At 48.5% G+C, this 14,731-nt stretch carries 10 protein-coding genes, 1 pseudogene and 2 riboswitches; of the genes and pseudogenes, 5 read left to right on the top strand and 6 right to left on the bottom strand.

Annotation, left to right across the window (positions count from 1 at the left end):
• Nucleotides 1-51: 51 nt before the first annotated feature.
• A riboswitch (cobalamin riboswitch) is annotated at nucleotides 52-262 on the top strand.
• A 47-nt stretch (nucleotides 263-309) separates the two neighbouring features.
• The 4 genes from DWW91_RS16055 (at nucleotide 310) to DWW91_RS16040 (ending at nucleotide 4,274) form a co-directional block, all read left to right on the top strand.
• The gene (locus DWW91_RS16055; protein WP_122328336.1) at nucleotides 310-1,470 is read left to right on the top strand and encodes an ABC transporter substrate-binding protein; all 1,161 of its coding nucleotides are present in this window, start codon (nucleotides 310-312) and stop codon (nucleotides 1,468-1,470) included.
• A gap of 9 nt (nucleotides 1,471-1,479) precedes the next feature.
• Nucleotides 1,480-2,517, top strand: a complete 1,038-nt coding sequence (locus tag DWW91_RS16050) for an iron ABC transporter permease (RefSeq protein ID WP_007653531.1) — start codon at nucleotides 1,480-1,482, stop codon at nucleotides 2,515-2,517.
• A 2-nt stretch (nucleotides 2,518-2,519) separates the two neighbouring features.
• The gene (locus DWW91_RS16045; RefSeq protein WP_044214665.1) at nucleotides 2,520-3,524 is read left to right on the top strand and encodes an ABC transporter ATP-binding protein; all 1,005 of its coding nucleotides are present in this window, start codon (nucleotides 2,520-2,522) and stop codon (nucleotides 3,522-3,524) included.
• A gap of 72 nt (nucleotides 3,525-3,596) precedes the next feature.
• Entirely contained in the window at nucleotides 3,597-4,274 is a 678-nt protein-coding gene (locus tag DWW91_RS16040; RefSeq protein WP_046146864.1) for a hypothetical protein, read from the top strand.
• A gap of 37 nt (nucleotides 4,275-4,311) precedes the next feature.
• Here DWW91_RS16040 and cbiD read toward each other — a convergent pair whose 3' ends face one another.
• The 6 genes and pseudogenes from cbiD to DWW91_RS16005 all read right to left on the bottom strand — a co-directional run.
• Nucleotides 4,312-6,153 carry a cobalt-precorrin-5B (C(1))-methyltransferase CbiD gene (cbiD, locus tag DWW91_RS16035; RefSeq protein ID WP_122328313.1) on the bottom strand — a complete coding sequence of 614 codons (1,842 nt, stop codon included), beginning with the start codon at nucleotides 6,151-6,153 and terminating at the stop codon, nucleotides 4,312-4,314.
• Between the two features lie 18 nt (nucleotides 6,154-6,171).
• Entirely contained in the window at nucleotides 6,172-8,016 is a 1,845-nt protein-coding gene (cobM, locus tag DWW91_RS16030) for a precorrin-4 C(11)-methyltransferase (protein ID WP_048317832.1), read from the bottom strand.
• A 7-nt stretch (nucleotides 8,017-8,023) separates the two neighbouring features.
• Nucleotides 8,024-9,232, bottom strand: a complete 1,209-nt coding sequence (cbiE, locus tag DWW91_RS16025; protein WP_122328312.1) for a precorrin-6y C5,15-methyltransferase (decarboxylating) subunit CbiE — start codon at nucleotides 9,230-9,232, stop codon at nucleotides 8,024-8,026.
• Complete coding sequence (cobJ, locus tag DWW91_RS16020) at nucleotides 9,229-10,641, bottom strand: precorrin-3B C(17)-methyltransferase (protein ID WP_122328311.1); 1,413 nt, start codon at nucleotides 10,639-10,641, stop codon at nucleotides 9,229-9,231. The genes cbiE and cobJ overlap by 4 nt, the downstream gene beginning before the upstream one ends.
• Nucleotides 10,642-11,035: 394 nt before the next feature.
• A complete protein-coding gene (locus DWW91_RS16010) occupies nucleotides 11,036-11,878 on the bottom strand; it encodes a helix-turn-helix domain-containing protein (protein ID WP_044214490.1) in 843 nt (280 codons plus the stop codon).
• 325 nt (nucleotides 11,879-12,203) lie between these two features.
• Nucleotides 12,204-12,563: pseudogene (locus tag DWW91_RS16005) on the bottom strand (sirohydrochlorin cobaltochelatase); the annotation flags it as partial.
• A gap of 122 nt (nucleotides 12,564-12,685) precedes the next feature.
• Nucleotides 12,686-12,882, bottom strand: a riboswitch (cobalamin riboswitch).
• A 140-nt stretch (nucleotides 12,883-13,022) separates the two neighbouring features.
• On the opposite strand from DWW91_RS16005, the gene aspT reads away from it, so the two are divergent.
• Nucleotides 13,023-14,720 carry an aspartate-alanine antiporter gene (gene aspT, locus DWW91_RS16000; RefSeq protein WP_122328309.1) on the top strand — a complete coding sequence of 566 codons (1,698 nt, stop codon included), beginning with the start codon at nucleotides 13,023-13,025 and terminating at the stop codon, nucleotides 14,718-14,720.
• Nucleotides 14,721-14,731 lie beyond the last annotated feature (11 nt).

Here is a 14,731-nt window from a genome sequence, read left to right as displayed (position 1 = left end):
ATTTGGGGTGCAAATGTGCTGAAAATAGTGCAAAGTTGCAAACTTCTTATTACTTTTGCGATCGAAATAGGTTCTGTAAAACTCCTGTTCATGGAGACAGATTAAAAGGGAACCGGGTGGAAATCCCGGACAGTCCACGCTGCTGTAAAACTTCAGTAACATCCCGATAACACCTTTTGCCACTGGCGGAGAGACAGCCTCGCCGGGAAGGCTTTCGGGATGGAAGTAAGTCAGAAGACCTGCCATTTTTCACATAGCGATTGTCCTCGTGGGTTCGGACGGTTTGTGTCGGATAAAAATAATATGAATATGAACAAGTATTTAGCAGGTTGTTGCCTGGTTGCACTATTGGTTACGTCGTGTGCATCGAAAGGAAATCAACAGGAGAAAAAGAATGTTTCTTCACAACAAACGACTATGACGGATAGCCGGGTTCAGGTGACACCAAAGCATGCCGAAGGTTTTCAACTGACCTATAAAGATGATTATATGCTGGTGGATATACATGATCCGCAGAATGAAGAAAGTACGCATTTCCTGTATGCTTTGGTTCCCCGGGGGACGAAGCCGGAAGGGATTCATGCGGATTATACGGTTATCGAAACACCTGTACGTAGTGCTATCTGTATGACTTCCCTGCAATTATCCAATTTCATTAAGTTGGGAGCGGAGGATAAGGTTGTCGGCATTACGAGTACGCGTCATCTGTTTAATAAGACTATCAATAATCAGCTGAAGGAAGGAAAGACGGCAAAGATCGGGATCGAAGGCAACTTCGATAATGAGGTGATCATGAGTATCAATCCCGACCTGATTCTGATCTCACCTTTTAAGCGTGGCGGCTATGAAACAATGAAAGATATCGGTATCCCTCTGATTCCTCATCTGGGATATAAAGAAATGACACCGCTGGGGCAGGCTGAATGGATCAAGTTCGTCGGTTTGTTACTCGGGATAGAGCAGGAAGCCAATGAAAAATTCTCGGCTATAGAGAACCGCTACAACGAGCTGAAAGAGCTGACAGCCGAAGGTAAAGTGCAGAAACGTCCTGTCGTGTTCAGTGGCGAAATACATGGTGGTAACTGGTATGCAGTAGGAGGAAAGAGCTTCCTTGCACAACTTTTCAAAGATGCCGGCGCTGATTACTTTTTGAAAGACGACGATCGCTCCGGCGGTGTGACGCTCGACTTCGAGACCGTCTATAACCAGGCCGACGAAGCCGACTACTGGCGTATCGTAAACAGCTATCCGGGAATATATACTTATAAATCACTGAAAGATCAGGATCCCCGTTATGCAGACTTCCGTGCCTTCAAGGAAAAAGGAGTGATCTATTGCAACATGAGGGAAAAACCTTTTTACGAAAGCATGCCGACCGAGCCGGAAGTGGTGCTGGGCGATTTATTGCATATCTTCCATCCGAATCTACTGCCGGATCATACGCCTGTCTATTATGATTTACTTAAATAAATGGGTACGATGAAGTATTCTAACACTTTCCTGATGTTTGTGATCTTTGTCTCGATCGTCGTGTTGTTGTTTCTGAATCTGGTGTTGGGCTCTGTTTCTATACCCTTCCATTCGGTTTGGAATATCATCTGCGGCAATGGCGACGAACCGGTCACCTGGCAGAATATTATCTGGAAATCACGCTTTCCGCAAGCCTTAACGGCATTAGTCGCCGGAGCCGGATTAGCGATCAGCGGGCTTCAGATGCAAACCGTATTCCGCAATCCGTTGGCCGGCCCCTCTGTATTGGGTATCAGTTCCGGTGCAAGTATGGGAGTTGCCTTCGTTGTTTTACTGAGCGGAAGTCTGGGAGGCGTGGCGTTGAGTAAGCTGGGCTTTATGGGGGAGATTGCCTTATCCATTGCGGCCATAGTCGGTTCCTTGTCTGTCATGGCACTGATCGTTTATGTTTCGCAGAAGGTAAAAGGGAATGTGACGCTATTGATTATCGGTGTGATGATCGGCTATGTGGCGAATGCGGTAATCGGAGTCCTGAAGTTTTTTAGTGTGGAAGAAGATATCCGTGCTTATGTGATCTGGGGGCTGGGAAGTTTCTCGCGTGTCTCCGGTAATCAGATGATGCTTTTCGTAGCGATTATGGCTATCCTGATCCCTCTTTCGTTCCTATTGATAAAGACATTGAATCTGATGCTTCTCGGCGATGGGTATGCTCGTAATCTGGGACTGAATATCAAACGGGCACGCCTGCTCGTTATCACCTCTGCCGGTGTATTGACAGCCATCGTGACCGCTTACTGTGGTCCGATCGTCTTCCTGGGACTGGCTGTTCCTCATCTTTGCCGTGCCATTTTCCAGACATCCGACCATCGCATACTGATGCCCGGTGTACTGTTTGTCGGTGCAGCCCTGGCATTGGCCTGTAACCTGATTGCACGTATGCCGGGATTCGAGGGAGCTTTGCCGGTCAACTCGGTAACCGCATTGGTCGGTGCTCCGGTCGTCGCTTCCGTTTTATTCCGCCGGCGTAAAAACGAACTAAACGAATGAGCATGAAAGAGGCAACTATTCAGATAAACGATCTCTCTATCGGTTATCATTCTAAAAGTGATACTAAGCTGGTAGCAAGCCATATAACGACAACGATCTATAGTGGCGAATTAACCTGCCTGCTGGGTGCCAACGGTGTCGGAAAGTCTACTTTATTACGTACATTATCCGCTTTCCAGCCTCGCCTGTCGGGTGAAATAGCACTACTGTCCCGCGATATACAGGACTATAGTGATAAGGAGCTTAGCACTATAGTGGGAGTGGTGCTGACAGATAAGTGTGACATCCGCAACATGTCTGTCCGTGAACTGATCGGCATGGGACGCAGTCCGTACACCGGTTTTTGGGGCCGCCTGGGTAAAGAAGACAAGCAGATCGTAGAAGAGGCGATCGCCATGGTCCGGATCGAGAACCTCGCCTCGCGCATGGTACACACCCTTTCCGACGGTGAGCGGCAAAAGGTCATGATCGCCAAAGCGCTGGCACAGGAAACGCCTGTAATCTTCCTGGATGAGCCGACCGCCTTTCTCGATTTCCCCAGCAAGGTGGAGATCATGCAGCTTTTGCATCATCTTACCCGTACGACCAATAAAACGATCTTCCTCTCTACTCACGACCTTGAACTGGCTCTTCAGATCGCCGATAAGATATGGTTGATGGACAAGGTGAAAGGGATCAGTACCGGTACGCCCGAGGACCTCGCTTTAAGCGGTTACCTGAGCGGTTTCTTTGCCCGCAAAGGGATTGTCTTCGATATGGAAACCGGCCTGTTCCGCATCGACAACCGTTATGACAGGGAAATCCATCTTACCGGCAGTGGCCAGAAATATGCGATGGTGCGTAAGGCGCTTCTGCGGAACGGGATTCATGCCGGCTGCGAAATAGAATCGGAAAGCCGGATTGATGCGGGAGAGACGGTGGAATCTCCGATCACCCTTTATCTTTCGGGTAATCCGCCGCGGCAGGTCGCTTCTGTTGAAGAACTGCTGATGTGTCTTGAGAGCTGACAGAGAATGTTAACGGGATAAACTTTTTTCATTTCGTTTGTTATATAAAGGTAATTCAAAATATTAAACGTCATGAAAAAGTATTTCTTGTTTGCCTCCCTTTTATTCGCATGGACACTCACCTCCTGCGACAGTGATGATTCTTCCGATATTGAACCGGATGTCCCTTTCTATCAGAATCTCGGTGTTTCCTACGATGTGACTAATAATAAGACAAATGTCGGGGCGAATTTCAATAAGCAGGATAGTGCGGGGATTAACATCAAACTGAATGGCCCGGCTTCCATCCTGTTCAACGGCAAGGACCCCAACTTTGCCAATGTGGGTATTTATTTCTATACGTATTCTTTTAAAGGACTGGAAGATATGACTTTCACCTTTACCCGTGCAAAAGATGAGGTCTATACCAACGTCGCTTCCATAAAAGACGTAAAACCGATCGCTATTCCCGAATCGTTTACATCGGCCAAAGTGAAAGGTACGACTACGTTGACCTGGGAAGGTGATCCGGTTGGTCCGAACGAAGTGGTGGAAGTTACTATCAGTTATGATGGCGGAGTGAACAGCATTTTTAACCGCGACGAGGGCAGCCGTTCCATCAATATCACGTTCAGTAATTCATCACTGCCCGGTAAGGCAACCCTGTCGCTGAGCCGTGCAAAAGTGAGTCCTTTGCAGGAAAGCAACGGGAGTGCCGGCGGGCAGTTGGATGTTTCCTATGTACAGAGTAAGGAGATCAGGCTCGAGTAAGCCGTGTTATTTCCTGTTCTGATCCGGTAAATCTTATTTATTCCCGAATCCGACCTTCTTCCGTAATCAATACGATCTGTAATTTATCCGCGGGAAGGAGCGGGATACAATGTGCATAGCATTTTTTTAAAAGGAGAGAAAAGAAGGATGATTGTTCTCCGGAAGGGAATAACTGCCAGAGTTCGCGGGCGAGGGTAATCGTCTCGATCTGCCGGACTGCTGCTTCGGGGCAGCCGGCTTCGCGGGCGGTTTCCTTCAGGAAGTCTTTGTTCATGACTACTTTCTTGCTGTGGGTATCCAGAAATCCCTCCGCCAGTTTGACTGCTTTTCCGATCATGATCCCCATGACAACTTGCTCGAAGGAGAGTGCCGAGGCTATTTTCAATGTCTCGCCGATAAAGTTTCCGTAGTGTACGAAAGCCTGTGGCGGTAATTCCGGGTAACGGGCTTTCAGATACCGTTCACTTTTGGCTCCTGAATTGATGACCAGTGTCCGGCAGCCGATGGCTTTGGCTACTTCGGCTTCTTTGCGGATAGAGGCGATGAAGGCGTCGGCGGAGAAAGGGCGTACGATGCCGGATGTCCCGATGATGGAGATGCCGCCAACGATGCCCAGCTTCGGGTTGAATGTCCTGGTGGCGAGTTCTTCTCCGCCGGGAACGGAGATCGTGACTGTTAGTCCGGGACTCGGCGGCAGGTTTTTAGCTGCCGGGTTGTTCTGACGGAACGCTTGTAAAACAGCAGCCAATTCATCCGTGATCATTTTGCGGGGGGTCGTGTTGATGGCGGGACCTCCGACTTCCAGCCCTAATCCGGGCAGAGTGACTGTGCCTACTCCCGGACCAGCGACGAAACGGACAAGTGCATCGTTGGAGGCTGTCGAAAAAGCCACGTTGGCAACGATCATAGAACCGTTGGTGACATCCGGGTCATCGCCGGCATCTTTGATGACCGAACAGGTTGCACTGTCACTGTCCCATTCGGTTGCGGTAACCGGCAAGGTGATTATTTCGCCCGAAGGCAGGGTGATGGATGCGGCTGTTTGTTCCTCTTTACTTAACAGGGCGGTCAGGGCCGCTTTGGCCGCTGCCGTGGCACAGGCTCCGGTCGTATAGCCGTGATGCAGGGGGAAGAACTCCGGCAGCAGGCGTTCGATCTGTTTGCGCAATCCGTCCTCTCCGTAAACAATGTAGAATGTTTCGGGCAATGCCGGCCGTTTGACAACGAATACAGGGATGGAGCGTTTGCGGGCAGCCGCCACTTTCTCGTTGAAATAGCCAGACCGGCCACTTTCCTTGGTGATAACGGCATCTGGTTGCAACCGGTCCATCAGTGCTCCGGCATCGTCTTCATCCTGATAGAAGCACAGATAGTCCGCAGGAAATCCCTGACGGGTGGCGGTTATGAGCGACTCTTCGCGTTCAAGAATGCGGAACCACGCCGAGTGCTTTTCCCACCAGGGGCGTAGCGGGGCGATGGTGTTTACCCCGGTGAGGGCAAGCAGGTGCCGGATACCGTGTTCTTCCAGTTTACGAATGGCGTCATCGTAATTATCGCACCAGACCAGATCGGGGTCGCGGGGCGGATAACGCCGTTCGTAACGGATCACCGGCAACCCGAGGGAGGAGGATACTTCTGCAACCGTGCGGTGCAGGGCCGAGGCGAAGGGATGGGCGGCATCGACCAGCAACCGGATGTTTTTCTCCCGGCAGCATGTTTCCATCGCTGCCGTATCCATGCCGCCGGTCAGGCGGATGCCATGCGCACACTCTATTTCCTGGAGCGCGCCTTTGGTCGAATAATAATAAGGCGCACTTCCTTCGTCTGCGATGCGGACGCTGGCCCGTCCCTCCGTTGTTCCTCCCAATATCAGTATCATAGCCTTTTCTGAAACAGGTTATTTACGAAACAGGTGTTTGAACTCGTCGGCATAAAGGCGTGAGAGGCCTTCGCGGTTGTCAATCGCGTCGCCTACCACCAGCAAGGTGGTCAACGTCAGATGGTTCTCTTTGACGATCTTCGCCAGGTCTTTCAACTCTCCGCGGTAGATGCGTTCGTCCTTCCAGGTCAGTTTATAGCAGGCGGCTACCGGTGTGGTAGGGGCGTAATGTTCAAGAAGTTCTTCCTGCACCTTGTCCGCTATGCCTGCACTGAGGTAGATGCACATCGTGCTTTGGCTGGCGGCCAATTTGTGCAGCTGTTCTTTTTCGGGCATCGGCGTACGGCCTTCACCACGGGTGAGAATGATGGTCTGTACCTTTTCCGGGATGGTGAACTGTGAGCGCAAAGCGGCAGCGGCAGCCTGAAAAGAGGATATCCCCGGGGTGATATGATAACTCATATGGAACTGGTCAAAGAAAGCCATCTGCTCCTGTATCGCCCCGTAGATGCAGGGGTCGCCGGTATGCAGGCGCACAACGAACTTGCCCCTGTCGTAGAACTCTTTCATCAGGATGAACTGCTCTTCCAGGTTCATATCTGCCGAACTGCGTACGGTGGCTCCCGGTTTCGCACAATAGGTCAGTTCTTTTGGGACGAGGCTGCCGGCGTACAGGATCAGGTCTGCCTTTTCGAGCATCCTCCTGCCACGTATCGAGATCAGCTCCGGATCGCCCGGACCGGCACCGACTATTTCGATATGGCCTTGCCGCTGTACGGATTTATCCATTGCCACGGCAAATGTATAATCGTTGCTTTCTCCCAGCTGCCCCTTTTGTTTCTCCAGCAGCAGGAATCCGCCTCCGGCACTTTGTATCGCCGCGGCTTCCGCCACGCTCGATGACTGGGTGACTTCCTTTACCTTGGCGGAAGGGTTGGGGACGGCAAGTTTGTTCAGAACGTCTGCCGGGTAGGTCTTGAACGGACAGTCCATAATGCCGTAGGCCAGCAGGGCCAGGAGTGCTTCGTCCTTTTTCAGGTCAATGGAGGATATGTCGGCAATGGATTCGGGACAGAGGTTGTTGTCGATCAGAGTGGCGATGATATGCTGGTGCATCTCGACAGGATCGCCTTTGAGGTCTTTCCGGCAGCCGATACCCAGGTGCAGCACTTTCGGGAAATAGGAGACCATCTTGATATCCGCTTCGTAGATAAACGGCCCGACGGTGATCACCAACTCGAACTGGTCGAGGGGAATGTCAGAGAATTTATTGAATATACGGACATGATCCGGACAGGTGTGTTCGAGGTATTCCGTACCCTTCTCGCGTACATTTAATATAAGGGCTGTCGGTTTTTTATTGACGAAGGCGGCAATGCAGGCATTCATCGCATTTTCATTGTCCGTCAGGTCGTCAGCTACGACAGACCAGCCGAATTTTTCTCCCAGTGTATCGAGCGCCCACAATCCGGTATTATCGCTTTGGGTGGTGACAATGGCGTTACCTCCGAGTACCTGTGCCAGTTCGACGCTTAACTCGTTTGCCCCTCCGATATGGCCGGAGAGGACCGGGATGATATATTTACCGGTACTGTCGATGCAGACAACCGCCGGGTCGGTATGCTTGTCCATTATATAAGGAGCGATGCAGCGTACGCAGATACCCATTGCCCCGATAAAGATAATCGCGTCCGATTTGAGGAACAGGTCTCCGACAATGGTGTCGATCGACTCCATTACTACCGTCTCTTCCTGCGATTCCTTACTGTAGATCACAGCATCAGGATATTGTTTCTTTATTTGCCGTGCCAGCGGCAGACTGCTGACCGATACCACGACGATTGCTACTGATCGTTTATTCATCGTTCTTCTATTTTGCTTCTTTAAATGCTTTCAGTATGGTGATCGGGTTATAATCGCCGACACTTACATGCAAAGGTTCGTCTAATTTCAATCCGGCTTCGTGAACCGATTCTATAAATAACTTTTCACTCTCTTCGGATACGGAGTTGAATACCAGCAGGCCGTCGGGAGCGAGGTAACGAGCTACTTTGCCTACGATCTCTTTCAGCTTGCCTCCATGCCCGCCGATAAATACGGCATCGGGTGCGGGCAGGTCGGAAACGTCTTCCTCCATGAAGTCACATATATGTACGTCGATACCCGGTGCTCCCAGTTTCGAACTGTTTTCTTCCATCAGTTTCCAGCATTCCTTGCGGATCTCGAATGCGTGGATGTGAAGATGGGGGTATTGCCTTTTCGCTTCGATAGAAACCGATCCCGTACAGAAACCGATATCCCAGAAGTGGTTGCACATCGGGAGCATCAGCATGCTCATATCCAGTATCCGGACAGGCGCTTTCGTAATCATGCGTTCCCTGCCGTCGAGCAGTTCGAACAGCTTGTCGGGGATGCCCAGCGGACGGTAGGTGATATCGTTATACATCCGTTGCAGTATCACACAATTCGGACTGTCGATGGGATATTCTTCCACTTCCGACAGGGCAAGCGAGCGTGAGATGCGCTGCTTTTCCGGGTTGCCTAGATGTTCTCCTATATACATCTTATATTGTGTGAAACCGTATTTCAGCAGGCGCATAGCAATGGAGGCCGGGGTACGCACATGGTCGGTCAATACTCCGATTTTCCCCCGGTTTTCTATCAGTGCGCGGTCGAGTTCATGCCACGGACGTCCGGTGAGGGATACCATGGTCATGTCTTCATACGATACTTTCAGTTCGTGCGAAAGCATCTGTAATGAATTGAATGAGGGCAGGAGCGTTATTTCCGCTTCCGGCATCCGTTTAAGTATTGTTGAAGCGAATCCGTAGAACAAAGGGTCGCCCGAAGCGAATACAACGATCTTCTGATGGTATTCATATTCGTCGAAAACGTTGTCGAGCGGTACTTTTATATCGATCCATACAGCATCCGGCGGCAGGAAAGGCATGACGATCTCATGATGGCGCTTGCCTCCTGAAAAGTATGTGTTGCTGTTGATTATATCTACTATTGTCTTGTTGTTGCTGATGTAGTTGGGGTCATCGGGAATGCCGATGACGGTGAATTGTGTTCTCATACGTCTCTTCCTGGTTTTAAATTAATAGCGTCGTTGTAACAAAGTATAGCGTTGGTCAGTGTAGCCGCAAGGTTACTTCCGCCTTTCCGTCCTTCAACGATGAGTTTGGGGATGGAAGTGAACGGTTTGACCATATGTTTCGATTCTTGTACGTGCACGAAGCCGACGGGGGCGGCAATGATTCCGGCAGGGGTCGCTTTTCCCTTGCGGATCAGGTCGCATAGTTCCATCAGTGCCGTCGGGGCATTACCAAATACGAACAGAGCATCCGGATGCTCGCTGACGGCGATCCGTATGCCGGCTTGTGTGCGGGTGATCCCTTTTTCGGTAGCGAGGGCAACGGTTTTCTCGTCTTGCAGGTAACATTTCACTTCGAGTCCCATGCGTTGCAAAGCTCCTTTGCGGATACCGGATGCTGCCATGGTGACATCGGTGATGATGGTACGGACTGCGCCACTGCTTAGTTTTTCGTAGAGCGTAGAAACGGCATTGTCGTCTACCCGCAGTACATTTTCCATATCGAAATCGGCTGTTGTATGGATGGCATGCAGCAAGGCCCATTTCTTGTCTAACGGAATATCCTGGTTTTTCAGTTCTTTCTCGATGGTGCGGAAACTACGGATCATGATGTCCTGGCCGATTCCGATTTCCTTAGCGGCCATTTTGATCTCGCCGTAATAACCGCGCGGGGTAATCATTTTATTTTCGAACTGATAGGTCTGTGAGTTGCCGATAAGGATGACAGTGAACATATCCACCTGTTCCGGGTCGAAGTCTGCCAGTGTAGTGATCGTCACTTCCTGTTCTTCGCGTCCTGCCTGGCGGACAAAGCCGACCGGTGTCTGCGGATCGCGTTCCTGTAGGAAAATTTCGATCAGGCGGTAGAGCTGCCAGTAGCGGCCTTCACTTTTGGGATTATAGATGGCGGTGATAAAGTCTGCCGAAGCGGCGGCTTTGATGCGTTTTTCTATCAGTTCCCACGGTGTCATCAGGTCGGAGAGGGAGATCACGCAGAAGTCGTGTCCTACCGGGGCACCCAACAGGGAGGCTGCCTTCTGGAAGGCACTGATTCCGGGTAAAGCTTCGATGCTGATGTCACTTCCTTTTTCGCGTTTCATCTCGTAGATAAGCGGGGCCATCCCATAGATGCCGGCATCGCCGGAGCTGATAACAGTTACTACTTTGCCTTCGGTCGCGTAATTATATGCTTCTTCGGCACGTGCCTTCTCCCGTTTCATCCCTGAGTCGATACATATGGCTCCGGGACGGATTATCTTTTCAATGAACCGGAAGTAATATTTGTATCCCACGATAACGTCTGATTGCCGGATGGCAGATAACACTGCGGGAGTAATGTCTGATTCACTGCCGGGTCCGATACCGGCTACGATTATTTTACCTGTGCTCATTTATAGCTTTGAGTTATTGATTCTGATACATTCGGTTGTAATCATGCAGACACAAAGATAATCTATTTATTTCGTACCGGTAGACTTTTGACGGTTTTGTTCTTAAAAATACGTTTCCGGGCTTTGCGTTTGAGTTGCAGGTATTGCAGCCAGGAAAATACTCGTAGTAACACAACAAGTAAAATAACACCTGACAGAATATAACAGACTAAGGGAGTTGACATTCTCCCCTCAACAAAAGTATTATCCCCACCCTTACCAAGGGATAATAACACATACAATTTGGTCATCATAATTTAATAAGAATCTGTATTTTAACAATACAAAGGTAGCCTATGCTGCAGAAGGGGAATATATATAAAATCACATATAAAATATATAATCTGATATTCTTTCAGCTGTTTAGTTTCTTCTTTAATTCTTCGGGGGTAAGTCCGAATTGTGTTTTACAGAACTTATAGAAATGAGAATGTGAACTGAAATCGAAATCGTCGATTATACTTTTGAAATCTTCACCTTCCGTTGTCAGGCATTTTAAAATCCGTTTCGCCTTTTCATTCAGTAACCACTGGTAGGCAGGAATACCGAAGTTTTCTTTGAATTTGACCCGGAAGGAGTTTATCCCATATCCCATCAGATTGGCCAGTTCTTTGACATTCTTTACTTTCATATAATTTTCCGCTACCTGTTTTTCGAACTCAGACGGGTGATTGGCCAGCAGATAGAAAAAATGACCTAAATCTTTACTGGGGTAGACTGTTTTGAGAAGATAGAACAGTTCCTCTCTTTTGGCAAGATATAAGTTGTAATTCAAATAATTATTCTCCAGATACTGGATGAGAAGTTTTAAAAAGCTGTAGAGAGGTTCGATTATCTTTAGTTCTATCCATTCAAACGAGGATTCGGGTAACAGGTCATATTGAGCCCGGAAACGAAATAACTCATCGATAGTCAGACTATCGAAGGTGAACGCAAGAATTTGCGAACATGGAGTAATTTCATAGGTGTATTTTTCATGCCCTTTAAGAAAGAGCATATGCGGTTCGCCAATGGACTTCGTTTGAGTATGTGGAGAATATATTTTTACTGATCCGTCCAGTATGAAGAAAATCATATTATTATATAGGTAAGATTCAGTTAAATCTATTCCTTCGGGCTTTATGAGAAGATCAAAGCCTGCATGTAATGACTGACTGTTAGGTATTTCAGAAGGCGCGTTATTAATCGTACTTTTCATGTTTTTGTTTGGATTTAGTTGTTGTTTTACACTCCATGTGAATGTATATGCAAAAAAAATACAATGTTCCAGTTTGTTATGTATACAAAATATCATTTTATGTATATATTTTGATATAAATAAAAATGCAAGTAAAGATGGTAAATAATTAGTTGATAATAGATAAAATGTCTATTGTTATTGCTCCTTTAATAATGTAAAAGTTCTGGTTGTGTAAATTAGAATTTCAAGAATGTATTGATATAAAAAACCGGCCTTTCCCCGTATGAGGAAAGAGGCCGGTTTTCATTTGTGACTCTGTGACGGATAATGGGCGTTTGGTCCGTCAGTCTTTTCCAGCAGCGTATTGCTTCTTTTTATCCATGATATCGACCATTTTGTGTTTGGCCGCAAAACGGGCATGTTCGATGAAGATGTCCTGTATGTCGGGATTCTGTCCCAGACCTTCCATCAGGACGGATACTTCGTAACCGTTGTCTCCCAGCTCCTTTTTCCAGTCGCCTGCTATATCATTGTTGACATGGTCGCCGGCAACGAACATGAAAGGCATGAGCATGACTTTCTTTACACCGCTGGCTTTGAGCTTGGCAAGCATCGTATCGAAAGTGGGATAACCTTCGATCGTTCCGACATGGAAGTTATCATAGCCTTTTGCTTTCAGCATATAATCGGTCACTGTCTTCTGCAACATACCGTGTGCAAAAGACATACTCATTGAACAACCTACAAGAAAGGCTGTCAGCAGACATTTCTTTTTCATTGAAAGAGATTTGTTTTATGTTCATAATAGCCCTCCTGGCCCCGGGAGAACGGATTTGTCTGTCTGGCAGGTTTCCTGACTTGCCCGGAAAACGACCTTCCCATCCTTGTCACGGACAGTGGTGTAAGCATGTTTTCCTTTTATAGCGGGCTTCACAGTAGCGGGCACTGTTCCGGATTCTCACCGGATTCCCTTTTATACGACAACCGGAGGCTGGCGTATCACCAAAGCGGGACAAAGATAGAAATTTATTTAAAATAAGGGAGCTTTTATAATCTCTTAATTGAATCTCCCGCAACAACTTTCTCATGGATTGTGTTCCATTTACCACAATAAAATCGGACATGGAATATGTCTTACTATTAACGTCAAATAATTGTATATATGGAGTGGTTTGCTGATTTGCTCAAACACTATCCGGAACTGGCTATCTTTCTGACACTGGCTTTCGGTTTCTGGATAGGTAAATTTAAGATAGGTAAATTTTCCTTGGGAACAGTTACCAGCGTATTGCTGGTCGGTGTATTAATTGGACAGTTGCATATCGATATTGGGGCACCCATTAAATCCGTATTCTTTCTTCTGTTCCTTTTTGCCGTGGGATATAGTGTTGGTCCGCAGTTCTTTCGCGGGCTAAAAAAGGAGGGACTTCCGCAGATGCTTTTTGCCGTACTGATGTGTTTGTTCTCTCTGTTTGTTCCCTTTTTGCTTGCCAAGCTGATGGGATACAATGCCGGAGAAGCGGCTGGATTGCTGGCTGGTTCGCAGACGATCTCTGCGGTGCTGGGAGTAGCGGAAGATACGATCAACCAGAGCGGGTTGAGTGCGGCAGACAAAACATCCATGATTAATGTGATGCCTGTAGCTTATGCTGTCTGTTATATTTTCGGTACGGCCGGTTCTGCCTGGCTGATGAGCGATGTGGCTCCCCGTTTGCTGGGCGGACTGCCTTCGGTAAAGAAGGCTTGTAAAGAGCTGGAAGCAAAGATGGGTACCGACGATGAGAGCGAGCAACCCGGTTTTATGCCGGCAGCACGTCCCATCACTTTCCGCGCTTATAAGATCAGTAATGACTGGTTCGGGGCAGGCAAGACCGTACAGGAGCTGGAAGATTATCTGGAAGGGCAGGGCCGTCGTCTGTTTGTAGAACGCGTACGAATCAATAATGTGGTATATGACGTGAAACCGGACCTGATGCTTCAGAAAGGGAACGAAGTCGTGTTGAGTGGTCGCCGTGAATTTGTGATCGGAGAAGAAGATTGGATCGGAGACGAAGTGAACGACCTTGAATTGCTGGACTTCCCGGCAGAGACATTGCCTGTACTGATCTCCTGTAAGAAGTTTTCGGGAATAACTGTAGCCGGTCTCCGCAGTGAAAAGGTGATGCACGGCGTCAGCATTAAAAGTATCAAACGTGCGGGTGTCAATATACCTGTGCTGGCTGCGACAAAGATTAATCCGGGCGATATGCTCGAACTGGTAGGTACCAAGATGGAGGTAAATGCTGCGGCTGCGACTTTGGGGTATGCTGACCGGCCGACCAACCAGACGGATATGATCTTTGTTGGTCTGGGGATCTTTATCGGTGGCGTGATCGGCTCATTGGTGGTACATTTTGGAAATATACCGATCAGCCTGAGTACGAGTGGCGGGGCATTGATTGCCGGACTGGTATTCGGATGGCTTCGCTCCAAACACCCGACATTCGGACGTATTCCGGAACCATCCTTGTGGGTATTAAATAATGTAGGGCTGAATATGTTCATTGCCGTGGTCGGCATTACGGCCGGACCGAGTTTTGTGACCGGCTTCAAAGAAGTAGGCGTAAGTCTGTTCATTATCGGAGCACTGGCCACGACCATTCCGCTGATAGCCGGTGTCCTGATGGGACGCTATCTCTTTAAATTCCATCCGGCCATTACACTGGGTTGTACTTCAGGAGCACGAACGACAACAGCCGCCCTCGGTGCGATAGAAGATGCGGTGGAAAGCCAGACGCCGGCGTTAGGATATACAGTTACTTATGCTGTCGGTAACACCTTACTGATTATCTGGGGAGTGGTGATTGTCTTGTTAATGTAAATCATAGAAAA

Source organism: Parabacteroides sp. AF17-3, assembly GCF_003635445.1.
GTDB lineage: Bacteria > Bacteroidota > Bacteroidia > Bacteroidales > Tannerellaceae > Parabacteroides > Parabacteroides goldsteinii.
This window is presented reverse-complemented; position numbering and strand designations above follow the sequence as displayed.